The following is a 17,727-nucleotide window of genomic DNA, read 5'->3' as shown; positions in this document are numbered from 1 at the left end:
GGTCTCGGGATTCGAAATTCAACAAACGACAAAAAGCTGTTTGGTGATTGCCTCGTGCCACGATTCCGTGTAGCGTTGCCTCTGGCCGCCGCCACCGCGGATTACTTATCCGGCTTTCTTCAACTTAGGCCACTGGGCGCGCGATTTCAGGCGCCGCTGGCCTCAACATCTTGGACGGGTCCGTTGAGCGCTACCTCTCACGTCTCGCCCCAGCTCCTTTCTCTCGCCAGGGCCATTGGCCTCGTCGCAGCCGATGGCTACGTCGATGCCGGCTGGTTCGATAACCCACTCGATCGGCTGCGTACGATTGTATCCAATGCGCACCAGCGAGCGGCATTCCTGGGCCTGCTAGAGGAAATCCTGCCATCCATGCCCGTCTCGGGCTTCGATGGGGATGCCCGCTGGTATCCACTCCTTTCACCCACCGGTCGAGGGAACGTCTATCTCACGATTCAGGGGGAATTGATCGGCGTGGCCGCCTCGCTCGAGACGCCGGCAGCCATGACGCCGGGGGCCCGCGCCTCTCTACGGCTGCCGCTCGTCGACGTATCGAACGGGACGGTGGTGGCGGTCGCCGGATCGGCAGAGGCGCCGTTCGAGCTCGTGCTGGAAGCACAATGGGCACCGGGCTCGCATCCGTCGAGCATTGCAGCCGTGGCTTCGGTGAATATCGAGGCGGGCGGTGCGCTACGCATCGTGCTCGAGGACCTCGATCCGGCGGCCGCACCCGGGACGCGCACCTATCTGGATCCGACGAAACTCGACGCGGACGCAGCGCGGGTCCTCGCGAAGCTCATCACGCAAGCGCTTGCGCAATTCAGCGGGGATGACCCGTACGTCGCCCGCGTCTTGACCCATCTGCCCGGGCTCTTGGGGCTCGATGGCTCATTGCCGGCGCTCCGCGTGCACGATTTGCTACGCGACCCGGCGGCGCTGCGGAGCTGGCTCGCTGAAATCGCGGCCGATCCGGTGTCGCTCCGAAGCTGGTTCACCCGGCTCGTCGGGCTGCTCGGCTCCGGGCTGCCGGCGGCGGAGCCGACCGTCAGCGGGGATGGATCGGCGGCGAGCCCCTTGTGGGCGCCCGTGCTCGATCTCGGCTCCGATTCCAGCCTTTCCCTGACGCTGGGCGTGGACGCGCCGGCCAGCGGACCGCCGGTGCTGCTCCTCGGGGTCGCCCTTTCGCTCGCAGCGGCCGCGGGCCGCCTTCAGGGGGCCGCGACGCTGCTCGGGCTCCCGCTGGCGGAGGCGTCTCCGGTGGCGGTGCTCCCCGCCGCGCACCTGGAACTCGTCACCCCGACGACGGGCTCGGTGATCGATGTGGCGCCCGCCATCAAGCTCGGGACCGTGGCCTGTGGCATCGCCTGGGAGGGGCAGCGGCTCGTCCCGAGGCTCGAGCTGCGCGACGTCATCCTCAACGGCGCGACGCATCCGCGGCTCGACCTCAGCAACACGAACGCGCTCGTCAGCTCGGGGACAGCGGCGGTTCAGGGCGCGATCGAGGCGGCGCTCGGGTCATCCCGGCTTGGCGAGGCCGTTCTTGCGCTCGTGGGGCTCCGGGCCCCGGCGAGTGATCCGAGCTTTTCGCACGCGCTGGACATCGCGGCGCTGCTCTCGGATCCGACGCGCGCCATCGCGAACGTGCACCGCAGCGCGCTCGGGGACACGCAGCACGGCTGGGAGCACCTGTTCGCGGAGCTCGCGGCGATCTTCGGGATCCTCACCCCCCACGCGGGCGACGGAACGCCGCAGCAGCCGTGGCGGGTGGTGATCGCGGAACAGGGCGTCGCCAAGATCGAGCTGGCGGCCTGGAACGCGCGCGACGCGGCGACGCCCTCCGGCACGCAGCTCCTCCGGCTCGGTCTGCGGCTCTCCTTCGCGACGGGACCGTGGGAGGGGGCTTGGGTCGCCGAGCTCCTCGCCTTCGACCTCCCGCCGAGCGGCTCGGCTGCGCTGCGCTTCCTCGATGCGCAGCACGTCTCCCTCACGCTGACGCCCATCCCGGAGCTCGAAACCGCCGCCGGGCTCGGGCTCACGGCGACGGCCATCTCCGGGCACCTCGACTGGGTGCTGGCCAGGACGCCTACGTGGCGGATCCTGGTCGACGAGCTGGTCGCGACGGGCAGCGGCGATCCCGTCGGGCCGACCACGCTCACGTTCCCGATGGCCTCCTTCGATCCGGCCGCGCCGGACCTCGGCCTGGGACTCGGGGCAGGGACCGCGCTCGCGCTGCTCCGCCTTCTCCTCACGGAGGTCTTGCACAGCGCCGGCGGGCCGGCGGGCCTGACGATCGGAGCGCTTCTCGGGCTGCACCGCAAGCTCCGCGGCCTGCCCGCGGACTGGCCGCTCCTCGGACCGACGGACCCCGCGGACCTCGGCAGCCTGTTCAAAGACCCGCTGGGCGCGGTCCGCGCGCACCTCGAGCAGGTCCTCGCGGGCAGCTCGGCCGATGGGACACCGTTCACGCTCGCCGCGCTCCCCTGGCTGCGCGCGTTGCTCGTGAGCGAGCTGCCGGCGCGCCCCGCCGACACGTACCCTCCGAGCCTCCCGCTTGCGGGGGCCGGCACGTACGAGCGCCCCTGGATCCTGCCGCTGGCCGATGGAAGTGTGGAGCTCCTCGGCTGGCTCGATCCGAACGGGCCGCCTCCGGCGTGGTGGCAGGCGCGTGCCGAGCGGGTCCGTTTGGCCGCAGACGGCGATGCCCTGGTCGGTTTTCTGGAGGACGTGTCCGCGCTCCTGCCGGACGTGGCCGGCGCGCTCGAGGGGCGCGACCCGGCTGAGACCGCGGCCGCGCTGACCGCGCTCGCCGACTGGTTCGCGCTCGGCGATGGGCTCGTGCCGGCCGCTGCGCAGGCTCCCGCAGTCGCGAGCTGGGGGAGGGGGACGCCGGTGCCGGCGGCGCACCACGAGCTGCCCGCCGCCCCCGCGGCCATCGCGCAGATCGGGCAGGCCATCGACGGCTGGGCAGGCGGCAGCAAGGACGTCGTGGCCAGGGCGGTCGTCCTGCTCTCCGCGCCCTTCGCCGACCACGAAGCCTTCGGCGCCTATCTCCAGGTGGCGGAGCCGGACCGACCCCAGGGCGCGCATTTCGACCTGCGCGCGCCGAGCATCGACCCGCTCACGGTGCCGCTCTCGCACGTGACGGCGACCGCGACGCATTACACGGCCGACCTGGCCGACGGGGATCTCGGTTTCATGGCCGCGCAGCTCGCGCGGGTGGTAGCTCGTGTGCGGGAGCTCACGGGCCAGACGCAGGTCTACCTTGTCGGCCACTCGACGGCCGGGTTGGTCGCGCGGGCCTATGGGGCGGTCGTCCCCGCAGAGGTGGCCGGGGTGGTGACCCTGGGAACTCCGCACGGCGGCAGCCCGCTCGCCCCGCTGCTCGATTCGACGATGGCCGGTGCGGTGCGGCTCGTGAACGTGCTCTATCCGGCAGCGGACCGTACGCCGGCTGGGCGCGCCATCGCGCACCTCGTCGCGATGCTCGACGATGCACGCCCCGATCGCCTCGCGGCCTTCGCTGGCCTGGAAGGCGCCGAGAGCACCGGACGAGGGCTCGCGATTCCGGGCTACCTCCCGACCGGGCTGATCGAGGATCTCGCGCAGGTCGTGGCGGACCGGGCGCTGGCCGCAGCCGGCAGCTTGGCAGCGCCGACGCGTTTTGGCTTCGGCGTGCGGGCCCGGCTCCACCTCTCGGACGGGAAGCCCGGCGACCTCGACCTCCGTGCCGCCGTGCGGGTGGACGCGCTTTCGGCCGCCCTCGCGGCTGCGTCCCCCGATCCGGTGCGCCCGACCCCCGCGGTGCATGTGCACGCGGAGGTGAGCCGGTCGGATGGTGCCTGGCTCGTCGGCGGGCCGGAAGCGATGCCGGGGGAGCGGCTCCGCTGCGTGGAGCTCGGGGTGTCCGTACGGCCCGACGCGGGAGGAAGCGCCACGGCGATCCCGCTCCTGCGGCTGCACGACGTGGGCTCGGACGCCCTCCGCCCCTGGTTAGAGCTTTCCGACCTGGTGAATCGGCTCCCGTCGCTCCCGCGCTTCGCCTCCCTGGCAGGCCCCCGGCCGGCGGCGGGAACGCGGGAAGCCCTTCTGCTGGACGCGCTCATGGCGCTCGGGCTGGTGGTCGGAGACGGTACCGGCGCTCTTTCGTTCTCCCTGGAGGAGCTCGGGGCCATCGCCGCGCAGCCCACGGCGCAGCTCGGGCCACGGCTGCCAGCGCTGCTCGACGTCGTGGCCGACGCCGTGGGCGCCACGCGCGGCGCCGGTCCCACCTGGACGCGACAGCTCGCGTCGCTCCCGATCGCGCTGACGGTGTCCGCGAATCCCTGGAAGCTCGGTCTGCGGACGTTCGACCCAGCGACGGAGGCGGATACGCTCGCGCTCGCCCCGGCGCTCGGCGTGGGGGTCGCGGCAGAGCTGACCCTTCCGGACTTCACGAGCTCGGTGGACGCGCGCCTTTCGCTCGCCGCCACCCAGCTCCGCTGGTCGAGCGGGACGGTGACGCTGGCGGCGCCGCCGTGGCTCGAGCCCATCCAGCTCGTGCCGGCGCCGCCCGTCGAGGTTCTGCGCGACGCGCTCGCCCGCCATGTCCCGATGCTCGTGGCCTCCGCGGTCATCTCCGGCGTCCTCGGCGCGCTGGTCGGTGGGGACGTGCGGGTGCGCGGGATCGAGCGGCTGCTCACGTCCCCGGCCAGTCTGTTCCTCTCCCCGCTCGCCCTGGGGGCGGACGACGGCAGCGGTCTCGACCCGGCCAAAGTCAGCGCGCTGCTCCAGGCGGTAGCGAGCGCGCTCGGTCTGTCGAACGCCGGTGGGATCGAGCTGCCGGGGGGCCTCGTCCTCACGGCGAGCGGCGCAGACCCGCTCACCCTTGCTCTCTCGGGCGTGATTCCGCTGGGAGCCGGCTCGGACGAGCTCGAGCTCGAACTCGGCCTGAAGCTCGATCGCGCGCTCGCCGTCACCCCGACCGGCAAGGGGATGCTCCGCGTGGGGCTCCCCGGCAGCGGGTGGGCGGGCATCGAGATCGAGGTCGGCGCCGACCCGAGTGGCCTTTCCCTGTCGGTTCAGCCGAACAACGCCGGGCGCATCCAGCTCTTGCCGAGCTTCAGCGGCTTCGACGATCTCGCCAGCGGGGTCGCGAGCCTCTTGCCGGCCGTCTTGCAGGCGGTGGTCGACGAGCTCGCCCCGCAACCGGACCAGGCCTCGGGGCTCGTGCGGATCGCGCTGTCGATCGCGAAGGCGCTCGGCATCTACGACTTCGACGCGCAGGGCTTCGAAGAGCCGACACGCGCCGCCGAGCTCGGGAAGATCCTGCAACCGGGCTGGCTCGAGTCGAAGGCCACTTCCGGCGCGGTCATCGCGGATGCGATCACGCAGATCTTCACGGGCCCGACGCCGCTCGTCGCGCTGCCCGGAAGCGTGACCGGCGTGGGCTCGACGGTGCGATGGACCTATCCCCTCGCCACGGGCGGTACCGTGTCCGCGATGCTCGGCTGGACCGGGGCGGGCGCGGCCGCCGCGCCGGCGCTCACGCTCGGCGTGCAGGGGGTCCGCCTCGGTCCCGTCGTCGCCGACGAGCTTTCGGCGGGCTACGACCAGGGCCTCGTCTGCCACCTCGTGCTCCGCCTCGACGCCGCGGGCGAGCTCGCGTTCCTGCAGCCGTCGATCGATTTCGCCGTCGACGACGGCCGTCCCGCCTTCGAGATCCATCCGCTCGGCGCCGCAGCCAAGGACGAGTTCGCCGTGCGTGTGGCCCCCGTGCCGGAGCTCGTCCTTGCGGCCGGCGCTGCCATGACGCTGCTCGAGCGCTGGGGCGTGCCGCTCGTCGCGCAGCTCCTCCTGCGCACGTTCGAGGCCGAGCTTCCGCGGTCCCTCTGGGCGGGCGGGCCGACCGTCCGCGCGGTGCTCGATGCGTCCGGGCTCGTGGAGCCGAATACGACACCGCCAGCGCTCGCGGCGGTGCGACCGGCTCTCCCGGAGCTCGCGTTGCGGGCGCTCAAGGCGCTCGTGACGAATGTCACCATCCCTGTCTCGGACACGCTGAGCCTGACGCCTGTCGCCGAGCAGGGGCGGCGGGGGCTGCGGCTCAAGGGGCGGCAGGAACTGAGCGGCGGCGACGTCGACGTCAGCGTGCGCTTCGGGGAGGCCAAGTGGCTCGACGATGCGGACGCGGGCGTGACGCTGTGGCTGCTCGAGGACACGGAGGGCATGCCGCCGGTGCGCATCACGCCAGCGCTCGACGTGACCGGCCTGGGGGTCGTGCTCTCGGGCGCCGGCGACGAGGCGCTGGTGAAGGGTCCGTTCGAGATCGGCGCGGCGGGCGGGTTCCTCTTCTTCCGCATGACCTTTCTCGACGCCGCGCGCGCCTTCGCCGTCGACGTCTCGGAGCTCGGCGCCAGCGCGGAGCTCGACGCTGCGCGGATCAGCGTCTCGTCCGAGGACGGCGACTCCTTCCTGAAGAAAGTGCTGCCGCCGGAGCTCGCGGCCCCCTTCGCCCTCGGGGTCGCGTGGCGGGAGGGGAAGGGGCTCATCCTGCACGGCGGTTCCCCCGGCGGTGGGCTCGAGCTGACCTTCCCGCTGAATCTCGACCTGGCGATCCTGCAGCTCCAGGAGCTCTACCTCGCGCTCAAGGCGCGTGAGGGGGTCGTGTCCCTCGAGGCGGCGCTGAGCGGCAACGCCTCGCTGGGCCCGTTCCACGCGTCGGTGCAGCGTGTCGGTCTCAAGGCATCCTTCGGCGCGGCGGGCAACCAGCTCGGCTTCCGCGCGCCGGACGGGGTCGGCCTGGCCATGGACGCCGGCATCGTCGGGGGCGGCGGCTTCCTCTTCGTGGACGAGTCGAAGGGGCAGTACGCGGGCGTCGTGCAGCTCGAGTTCAAGGGCATCGCGCTCAAGGCGATCGGGATCATCACCACCCGGCTGCCCGACGGTCGCGACGGCTACTCGCTGCTGCTCATCATCTCCGCCGAGTTCACGCCCATCCAGCTCGGATTCGGGTTCACGCTGTCCGGCGTCGGTGGGCTCATCGGCGTCAACCGGACCGCCGTGGTCGATGTGCTTCGCGCGGGCATCAAGGCGCGCACGCTGGACTCGATCATGTTCCCGCGCGACCCGGTGGCCAACGCGCCGCAGCTCATCTCCAACCTGAGCGCGGTGTTCCCGCCGGCCGAGGGCCGGTTCGTGATCGGGCCGATGGCGCGCCTCGGGTGGGGGACGCCGACACTGGTGACGCTGGATCTCGGGCTCATCCTGGAGCTGCCGGCGCCGGTGCGGCTCATCGTCCTCGGCCGCCTGCGCATGGCGCTGCCGCACGAAGAGGTGCCGATCGTCGCCATCAACATGGACGTGCTCGGCGTCGTCGACTTCGAGCGCAGCCAGGCGTCGGTCGATGCGACGCTCTACGACTCGACCATCGCGGGGTTCGCCCTCACCGGCGACATGGCGATGCGCATGAGCTGGGGCGACCGACCTGGGTTCGCGCTCGCCGCCGGCGGCTTCCATCCGCGCTTCCAGCCGCCGCCCGGGTTCCCGGCGCTCGATCGCCTCGCGCTCTCGTTGTGCACGGGCAATAACCCCCGCCTGCGCCTGGAGTCCTACCTGGCCCTGACCTCGAACACCGCGCAGTTCGGGGCGCGGCTCGAGCTGTACGCTTCGAAGGCCAGTTTCAGCATCGAGGGCGTCCTCGCTTTCGACGCGCTCTTCCAGTTCGAGCCCTTCTCGGTGCTCGTCGAGATGAGCGGTTCGGTCGCGCTCAAGCAGGGGTCACGCAAGCTCATGAGCGTCAGCGTCTACGTGACGCTCACCGGACCGTCGCCCTGGCACGCGCGCGGGTACGCACGCTTCAAGCTGCTGTTCATCTCCGCGGACGTCTCCTTCGACGTACGCCTGGGCTCCGCCGCCCCACAGCCGGCTCCGGCGCTGGTGGAACTCGAGCCGCTCGTCGAGGCGGCGCTCAAGGACCCGCGGAGCTGGAGCACGCAGCTCCCGCCGGAGGGAGAGTCGCTGGTGTCCGTGCGGGAGATCCCACGCGCCGAGGGCGAGCTGCTCATCCATCCGCTCGCCACCCTCTCGGTCACGCAGCGGGTCGCGCCTCTCGGCCGGGAGCTCCAGCGCTTCGGTAGCTCCCGCATCGCCGGAGCCACCCGTCTGGACATCACCCAGCTCAGGGTCGGGGGCACGGACCTCGTCGGCGAGCCCATCGACGAGTACTTCGCGCCGGCCCAGTTCCTCGATCTCTCCGACCACGAGAAGCTCGCGCGATCGAGCTTCGAGCGCTGGGAAGGTGGCCGCCGCGTCGGCGGGAGGGGCGTCTCGCGGGATAGCGCCCCCCCGCTCGAAACGACGCTCGAGCCAGAGACCATCATCATCGATAAGCCGGACGGGCCCGCCCGTCTGGCAGCCGAGGCTGCGCCCATGTTCGCGAGGTCCCAGGTTGCGGCGAAGTCCGCTACATCCCGAGCCGCACCGTCGGCGATGACGACGCTCCAGCGCTTCGCGGCTTCGGGGGCCGCGGCGCACGCCAAGGCGCGGAGCACCGGCACGGCCCGCTTCCGCGGTCCGGCGCTCAAGTTGGGGGTGGCAGGATGAGCGGCCTGACCTTCCTCTCCTGGGCGCGGGTCGGCCCCCAGCTCGACGCGAGCGTGACGGACCCGCTCACCGGACCGCTGCCGGCGCATGGCGCGTTGCGCATCGGCGTACGGCTCAACGAGCGGGCCGAGGTGCAACTGCCCGCCCGGCTGTACGGGCCCGGCGACGTGACCGGCCTCGACCCGCGTCAGGTCATCCGCACCGACCCCGCGTCCGGCGTCGACTCCGCGGAGCCGAGCTTCTTCCCGCTGATCGAGTTCGACGCTCCCCACCTGCCGTGGCTCCTGACCCCCGCACAGGCCCAGGACGGCGAGCGGCTCCGCCCGTGGCTTGTGCTGGTGGTCGTGGAGGCCGGGATCGGCAAGGTAGGGCCCGAGCCTGGGGCGCCGCTGCCCGTGCTGCGCTGCCCGCGCCGGGAACTGCCGAACCTCGACGAGTCATGGGCCTGGGCGCACGTGCAGCTCGCCACCGACGGCGACCTCGAAGCCGGGACGCTCGACGGGCTGCTGAGCGGCCCGCCGGAGCGCTCGCTGTCACGCCTGCTCTGCCCCCGCCGGCTACGCGCCGGCGCTCGTTACATCGCCTGTGTGGTTCCGGCGTTCGAGGCCGGGCGCAAGCGCGGGCTCGGGATCCCGCTGAACGCCGCCGACGAAGCGGCGCTCGCACCCGCGTGGACGGCGGGCGCGAACGACGACGAGATCGCGCTCCCGGCCTACTATCACTGGACGTTCGGGACCGGCCTGGAGGGCGATTTCGAGGCGCTGGTGCGGCGCCTGCGCGCCCGCCCTTCGCCCGGAAACCTCGGGCAGCGGCCCCTCGACGTGAGCCATGCGGGGCCCGGATTCCCGGCGATCGACCCCGCCGACCCGGCCGCCGTGGTCAACCTCGTGGGGGCCCTGCGCGGCGCGAAGACGCCGTCGTCGCCCTGGGACCCGGACGCGGCCGCGGCGTTCGCGGACGCGCTGACGCCGCTGCTCGCCCAGCGCCCCGGCCGCCTCGGCCCGCCCCTCTACGGCGGCGGCCACGCCGGCGTCGGCAACGTGACCGACGGCCCGCAGTGGCTGCGCGAGCTCAACCTCGACCCGCGGCACCGCGTGGCTGCCGCGTATGGCGCCGAGATCATCCGGCGTCACCAGGAGGCGCTCATGGCCTCGGCGTGGTCGCAGGCCGCGGCGGTCGCGCGCGTCAACGATGCGCTCCGGCAGGGCCAGCTCGCGCGGATGGCGGGCACGTCGGCCTACGAGCGCCGCCTGCTCGGCGGCACCGCCCTGGATCAGCAGCGACTCTTGCAGGTGAGCGCCCCCGCGCATGCTGCGTTGACCGAGACCACGCCGCTCGGCGGCAATCGGGAGGTCCAGGCGGCGGTATCGCCCGCGTTCCGGCGGCTGACGCGACCGGGCGGCCCGCTCGCCCGGCGGATTGCGACCGACGACCCGCTCGAGCCGCCGGTGGAAGCGCTGGCGACCCGGGACCTGACGGTCAATCCGCTCCTGAAACCAGCGCCGGGCATGGTCGCGCTGGAGCACCTCACCGGCAACGACAGGGTGCGCGATCTCACTGCGTCGCGGGTACAGCCGCGGTGGTGGGAGAACACGGATGAGCTTCCGAGCGAAACACGGACGAAAGTGACGCCGCGGGTTCTATCCGTCGGCGCGGCCATGCCGAACCGCCTGTTCATGGTCGCCGAGGACGGCCGGGTGCTGTCGCGCGTGGATGATCCCGCCGCGTGGCATGATCACGGCTTTCCGCCGGGCAGCATCGCCACCTCGCAGCCGGTGGCCCTCCGCGATCTTTACGCGTTCGTGCGCACCGCGGACGGCCGCCTCTGCTCCCTCCATTGGGACGGCGACCGCTGGTTATGGGAGGACCACGGAATGCCGGAAGGTAATCCCATCACCGGACGACCCGTGGCAATCGCGCGGAATACCCAGTCCAGCACGAATGACGACGTGTATGTCTGCGCTGGCGGCAACCTGTGGGAGCTGCACCACGTCGCCCATTGGCGCGTCATCGAACCGCCGCCCAACACGGTTATCCCTGTCCACGGTGTGCCGAGCGTCGCGGATGGCGACAATCTCTTCGTCCACGGCCTCAATGGGCACCTCTACTGCTGCTACAAAGACGGTAGCACCTGGGTATGGGAGGATTGGGGTTGCCCCGCGGACAAGGGCTTCCCCGACGTCGTGATCGATCCCATGGTCCCGCCGCTGGTTCAGGGCACTCCCCCATTGGTTCCCGCATTCGTGCGGACCACGAGCGGCCAGATCTTTGTGCGTTACCCGTTCTTTGGAGGCCTCTGGGGCCCGTTTTCACCGACCGGCGAGAATATCTCCGGGATCCTCGGGTGGTACAGCGGAATGTGGGTCACCTCCGCGTCCAGCGGGCGCGTGTGGCGATACTGGACGCCGCCGGACGCGACCGATCCGGTGTGGGAGCCCATTGGCCCAGTGGGGGGGCTGCGTGCTTTGGGTGTGGTTCGTAATGGCGAGCCGTGGATTGCGGCGGACGGCAAGCTCTTGGTGCTGCGGGTCGGGGCGAGCTACACGTGGAACGATTTCGGGCTCCCGACGTCGTCCGGCGCCGGCGCGGACGACGCATTGCCACCCATGCGACCGGCCTGGCGCGGGATGCTCGGCTTCATGTCGAACCTGCTCGTGGCCCACGTCGATATGCCGGGAGGCGATAACGTCGCCCACCTGCGCATCGGGCGCGACCTCGGGTTCGAGGGCGAGGTGCGCGGCGGGTGGGAGCAGAAACCCGGCATCACCGGCATCGGTGATCACCCCGAGGGCGCGGGCCAGGAGCCTCAGGGCGTGGGCATCGCGCTCTGGGACCTCGACGGCTCGGGCCGCCAGGACATCGTCCTGTTCTGGGTCGAGGAGCTGACGCTGGGCTATTTCGGCTCCTGGCGCATTGGTCGGAACGTGGGGCCGGATGGCGCCGCCGACTGGTCCGGACCGGTCAAGCGGATGCCCACGCCGATGAGCACGCAGTTCGGATCGAGCGGCAGCGGGCTCACCGCGGCCTACCCCGTTCTGGCGGCCGACATCACGCTCGGCGACCTCGACGGCGACGACCGGCCCGAGATGATTGCCGCGTACGTCTCCGGCATTCCCGACCAGGAAAGGCTTTTCTACCGGATTGGCTGGCGCGTGGACGAAGCCGGCGACGTCACCGGCGGCTGGACGGAGTCGATCGAGGTGCCCTGGCCTGGCCGTGTTCCCGGAGGGATGCCCGTGCGCGGCGTCGGCGTCGCCCTCGCCGATATCAACAACGATCTGCGGCCGGAGCTCGTGGTGCTGCTGCTCGAGTGGACCCCTTCGGGCTTGCGCGCGAGCTACATGATCGGCTGGGACATCAATGCCCGCGGCCGCGTCATTGGCGGATGGACCGGCCCGCACGAGGTGGGCGGCGGGCCGCTCGGCCAGGACGCGCAGGGCGCTTCGATCGCGATTGCCGACTTCTCGGGGAGCCAGCTGCCGGATCTCGTGGTCTTCCACCTCGAGAACCTGGCCGGCCAGAACCGCGCCTTTTACCGGGTCGGATTCGACCTCCAGAGCTCGGGGCTCCCGCGCCGCTGGAGCGAGCCGCGCGAGGTCCACGCCGGCGGGTACTGGGGCGAGCAGAGCCTCGGCGCGGGCATTGCGGTCGGCGATCTCGATAACGAGCTCCTGGCCAGCAAGCGCAAGTTCGGGGCTGATTTCCGGACGGCGGCGAGGTTGCACCAGCAGCTCATCGAGCGAGGCCAAGCGCTCGCCCGCGCCGATGACCAGGCGCAGCTCGAGCTGTCGACCATCGCCGAGGGCGTGCGCGCAGCGCTGGAGCCGGATCGGACCGTCACGCAGCGGGTGACCGACCGCATCGATGGCGTCGACTTCGACCAGTTGCCGGACGGAGCGGACCGATTGAACCCGCTCGCGGTCGCGCCGACCTTCCCGCAGGCGATGTCGCAGCCGCTGGCCGAGCTCTCCCAGGATCTCCTGCTCAGCGGACGCGGGGACGTGCCTCCCGACACGATCACGCTCGTCCGGGCCAACACGGCCTTCATCGAGGCCTACATGGTCGGCCTCAACCACGAGTTCGCCCGCGAGCTCTTGTGGCGCGAGTTCCCCGGCGATCGGCGGGCGACGTTCTTCCGGCAGTTCTGGGACGCGCGCGCCGGTGACCCGGACGAAGGGCCCCTCACGGACATCCCGCCCATTCACGAATGGGCGTCCGACAAGGAGCTCGGCGGCCATGCGACGGGCGTGGGCGGCCCGGAGATGGTCGTCCTGATCGTCCGAGGCGAGCTCTTGCACCGCTACCCGAACGCGAGCGTCTTCGCGCGCCGCGCCGCGTGGCCAGGCGGCGACCTGAGCGCGCCCCGCGTCCTCGGCACCGAGATCCTGCTGCCGCAGTTTCAAGCGCACCTGCCGCCGGATCAGGTGCTTTTCGGATTCCCGCTCACCGTCGACAAGGCGCGCGGCGTTGATGGGGACCCCGGCTGGTTCTTCGTGCTGGCCGAGAATCCGACGGCGCCGCGGTTCGGCATCGACGATCCGCCCGAGGACGCCGCCTACGGCGCAGCGCCGGCGAGCTGGGAGGAGCTCGACTGGGCGGCGCTCGCGCAGGATGAAGCAGGCCTCGCGGCGCTGCGGCACGCGCCGGTCCGGGCGGCGCCGTGGGGGGGCGTCACCCGACCCACGCGCCGCGACGGCGGGGACCCCCAGGCCACCTGGGCCCGCAACAGCGCGCACCTCGCGCACATCACCCTCCAGCGCAGCGTGCTCGTCGCCGTGCACGCGACGGACATGCTGCCGGAGTTCGAAAACGACGGCGACCAGCCGATCAACCCCTCTTCCTTCGCCGTGGTGCGTGATGCCTGAGTGGAACTTGCCTGCCGACGTACCGATCGCCCTGCTCCCGGTGCGGCTCGAGACCCGCTTTCGCGGGACGAACCTGCATATCCGCGTCTACCCGGACCAGATCCACGTGGACACCCACGAGCCGGAGTTGACCGCGGAGGAGGAGGCGACCGGAAAGGCTTACTGGAACGCCATGTGGACGGCGGCGGACGAGGCCACCGAGGTCGCGGCGTGGGACACGCTCGTGGCGGCGTTCGGGCCCGAGCGCGGCGCCTGGATCGCCCGCGCGCTCGAGCCGACGAACCTCGCCTCGCGGCCCGGCGGCGCCCCCGCGTTCCCGACGGTCGAGCCGCGCGGCGCGGTCTGGACGCGCGCGCCGCTGGCGCAGGCCATGCCCACGCGGTGGCACGTCGTCGGCATTCCCATCGGGCGGGCGGACCTGCGGTCACGCGCCACCGGCAGCGAGATCACCTTGCCGCTCGCGGTGGGGCCGTCGCCGGGCTTCGACCCGTCCGCTCTGCCCGACCATGTCGCGCCCGTCGACGAAGCCACGAAATGGTTGATCGACTTCAATACCGCGGTCGGCCGTGGCATGGGCCTCGTCCTCTCCCCGCCGCCCGAGATCCCTGCCAGCGAGTTTCAAGGCTGGGCGCAGATCTTCGTGTACGGGGTCCAGGAGTCCACGAGCGGCGCGGAGGGCGCGAGCACGCTTTCCGCCCTGTTCGATGCGCATTACTACACGGACGGGTTTGGCTACCTGCCCCAGGGGACGCCGACCAACAACACGCCAGGCGCGGTGGCCCCGCCCGGCCGCGAGGATCCCGCCTATCGCGCGGCGTACCGCCCCCGCATTGCGACCGGGCTTCCCCCCGATTCCGATGCCAACGCCCGCGTGCTGGCCACGGCGCTCGGACTGCCTCTCGAGGGGGCCATCGCCCACGCCACGGGCGCCGCGGACCCGGAGCAGGCCGCCGCGCGCTGGATGCACACCGCGCTCTGGCAGGTGACGTGGGGCTATTTCCTGACGCAGATGCTGGGGCCGGACATCGGCGATGAGCAGGCGAACCGCGTCCGCCAGCATGTCCTCGACTGGGTGCGGCCCGGAGGCCCGCTGCCGGCGCTGCGCGTGGCCAACCAGCCTTATGGGCTGCTGCCCATCCTGCCCACCGCAGCCTATACGGAGCGCCAGGACGGCGCAGGCCCGATCGCGCTCGGCGCCGGGACCGTCGCCTTCCTCCAGCGGTTGCGAACGCAGCTCTGGGAGCCGTCGATCGCCTCCGTTCCGCGCGCCGCCGATCGCCGCGGCCCGGAGACGGCGGTGCGGATCCTGGGCATGGGCGCGCATGCCCACGCCTACTACGCGCGTAGCCTGCTCGGGATGGAGTACATCGCCTACCTGTGGCGGTTCTCCGAGCCGGAGATCGGGCTCGGCCAAGGCTGGGAGACGGAGCTCATGGCGGCCGCCGGGCGGCTCGGTCAGGATCTCGGGCTGGGCGCATGGGATCCGCGCGTGGGCCGCGCCGTCTTCGCGACGGAGTCGTTTCCCGTCGCCGGCCCCCCGGTCGAGTCGCCTCTCGGCGAGGCGGCGAGCAGTTACCTCGACCTGCTCTCGCAGGCGAACTTGAGCGCGGTCACCGCGCGGGACCGGCTGGACGCAGGTCCCCCCGAGCACACGCCGCTGCTCTATCGCCTGGTCCGCCACGGGCTCTTGCTCGAGCACGCCCAGGCCGCCACGCGTGTCCAGCGGCGAGCCGGCCTGAACCCGGCGTACCGAGAGCCCGAGCTCGTGGACATCATCCCGGGCCCCACCACGCCGACGATCTGGCGCCAGCTTGAACTCCAGCATGCGTGGTCACCGGAAGTCCCCAACGAGCGGCTCGACGCCTACATCGCCCGCACCGCGGGCACCGACCCGGTCCTCGCCGATCTCACCGCGTTCCGCACGGCGCTCCAGAGCCTCAAGGGCAAGCCCGTCGCCACGCTCGAGCGGCTGATGGCGCAGGCGCTGGATCTGGCATCGCACAGGCTCGATGCGTGGCTCACGTCCTTCGCGACCCGGCGGCTCTCCTGGCTGCGGCAGCCGGCGGACCCGCCGAGGGCGGCCGGGGTGCACATCGGTGGTTATGCGTGGCTCGAGGATCTGCGGCCCCGCGGCTCTGTGCCCGTGGCGGGTACGGTGACCGATGAGCCGGGAACGCACTTGATCGACCCGGCGAGCGCCGGCTACGTCCACGCCCCGTCGATCCCCCACGCCACCACGGCCGCCGTGCTGCGCGGCGGCTACCGAGCCTACGCGGCGGACGGCGAGAGCCCGTTCGCGATCGACCTCCGCTCCCACCGCGTGCAACTCGCGACCTGGCTGCTCGAGGGCGCGCGGCAGGGGCAACCGATCGGCGCTCTGCTCGGCTACCGCTTCGAGCGCGCGCTCCACGAGCACCCGCGGATCGGCCTGCCCGCGCACCTGCCCGCGTTCCGTACGCGGTTTCCACGCCGGGCGACGGGCATCTCCGTGGAGGGGGGCACGCAGGAGACCGTGCGATCGTTTGGCGTCGTCGACGGCCTTTCGTTGCACCGGGCGTGGTCGGCGGGGGAGCTCGACCTCGAGCAGGACATCGGCGTGACCGACGCCGGCGAGCGCGCCGCCCTTGCCGACGTCCTTTCCGGCCTGGCCGAGGCGGTCGACACGGTGAGCGACGCGCTTCTGGCCGAGGCGGTTCATCATGTCGTGCAGGGCAACCCGCTGCGGGCAGGCGCCACGCTCGACGCCGCCGACCGCGGCGAAGCGCCGCCGCCCGAGCTCGAGGTCGCCCGCACCCCCCGGACGGGCATCGCGGTCACGCACCGCGTGATGGTCCTTCTCGGCGACGGGGACGCGGAGCCTTCGGGTTGGCCTGTCCAGCCGGACGTGCAGGCGCGCGCGATGGCCGAGCCGCGGCTGAATCAGTGGCTTTCGCGCTTGCTGCCGGCGCCGGGCCGCGTGCGCTTCCGCGCGGAGGTGGCCTTTGCCGCGGCGACGGTCCCCCTGGGGATCGAGATGACCCTCGAAGCGCTGCACCTGTCGCCCCTCGACCTCTTGTACCTGCCGGAACGCGGCGAGGCGGTCGAAGCCGGGGAGCTCGACCTGCGGATCGAGGCCGTCGTGCGCGCGAGGCCCGAGGTGGGCCCTTCGGCGACGGTACGGCTCGATTTCACCCGCGCCGACGCGTGGGGGCCGGACGTGGTCAGCGTCGCCGAGCTGCTCGAGGTGCTGCGGGCGCTGCGGGGGCTCCTCGACACCGCGCGGCCGCTCGGACCGGGCGACCTGGCGCTGCCCGAGGCAGGGATTTCGGCCCCGGCGGTGGATGCCGACCTCGCGCAGCGCGCGTCGGACGCCGTGCTCTCGCTCGGCCGGGCCGCGGGGGACCTGGCGACGGGCGTGGACGACGAGATGCTATGGCGCGGCCTGCTCCGCGCGGCGCACCTCGGCGTGGCCGGCGCGCTTCCCGGCGGCGTACCGCTGCGCGTGCATGCCGAGGTCATCGCCGCCGAGCTCGGCCGCCGGCAGGACGCCCTGGCCACGCTCGCGGCCCGCAGGGATCGGGGCGAGCTCACGCAGGTCGCCTACGATCGCGGCCGGCTGGAGGCGGTGTTCGGCGCGGGCTTCCGCGTGTTCCCCAGCAGCGCCGTCCCGGATCCGGGCACGCTCTCGGCGGCCCTCGCTGCTTCCACCGAGACGCAGGGCGGCGACCCGCAGGCCGCGGCTGGCTGGCTGCAACGAGTGGCTCGCGTGCGTCGCGGCGTCGACCGTTTCGTGGCGACGCTCGCGTACGCCGAGGCGCTGGAGACCGGCGACACGCTCACCGCGCAGGTCGTGCAGCTCCCGTACACCCCGCACGAGCGCTGGCTCGGCCTGCCGCAGACTGGCAGCGCTCCGGGCAGCCGCTTGTCGCTCTTGCTGCACGCGCCGGAGGCGGTCGGGCCCACCGTGGCCGGCCTCGTGATCGACGAATGGGTCGAGGTCATCCCGTCGAGGACCGAGACGACCGGGGTTGCCTTCCACTTCGACGCGCCGGGCGCTTGTGCCCCGCAGGCCATCCTGCTCGCGGTCAGCCCGGATGAGCGGCCGCACTGGAGCACGGAGCTCCTGGAGAACACGCTCGCCGAAGCGCTCTCCCTGGCCCGCCTGCGCATGGTCGATCTCGAGGCGCTGCACCCCACCGACCCCGACGCCATGACCGACATCGGGCAACTCCTGCCCGCCGCGCACTTCGCCACCAACGTCCAGCCTGGCGACGCGATCGCCACGGACTTCACCCGTGGGAGCACCTGA

Annotated in this window: 3 protein-coding genes; all 3 read left to right on the top strand. The window is 72.2% G+C overall.

Translation table 11 applies throughout. The features are described from left to right. Positions 1 to 183 precede the first annotated feature (183 nt). The 3 genes from KEG38_RS44275 to KEG38_RS44265 are packed head-to-tail and all read left to right on the top strand — an operon-like array spanning position 184 to position 17,727. Complete coding sequence (locus tag KEG38_RS44275) at positions 184 to 8,574, top strand: alpha/beta fold hydrolase (protein ID WP_272426792.1); 8,391 nt, start codon at positions 184 to 186, stop codon at positions 8,572 to 8,574. After that, the gene (locus KEG38_RS44270; RefSeq protein ID WP_272426791.1) at positions 8,571 to 13,439 is read left to right on the top strand and encodes a hypothetical protein; all 4,869 of its coding nucleotides are present in this window, start codon (positions 8,571 to 8,573) and stop codon (positions 13,437 to 13,439) included. The genes KEG38_RS44275 and KEG38_RS44270 overlap by 4 nt, the downstream gene beginning before the upstream one ends. Then, positions 13,432 to 17,727, top strand: coding sequence for an amino acid adenylation domain-containing protein (locus tag KEG38_RS44265; RefSeq protein WP_272426790.1), 4,296 nt, complete (start codon positions 13,432 to 13,434; stop codon positions 17,725 to 17,727). The genes KEG38_RS44270 and KEG38_RS44265 overlap by 8 nt, the downstream gene beginning before the upstream one ends.

Source organism: Polyangium jinanense (assembly GCF_028435265.1).
Classification (GTDB): Bacteria; Myxococcota_A; Polyangia; order Polyangiales; family Polyangiaceae; genus Polyangium; species Polyangium jinanense.
This window is presented reverse-complemented; position numbering and strand designations above follow the sequence as displayed.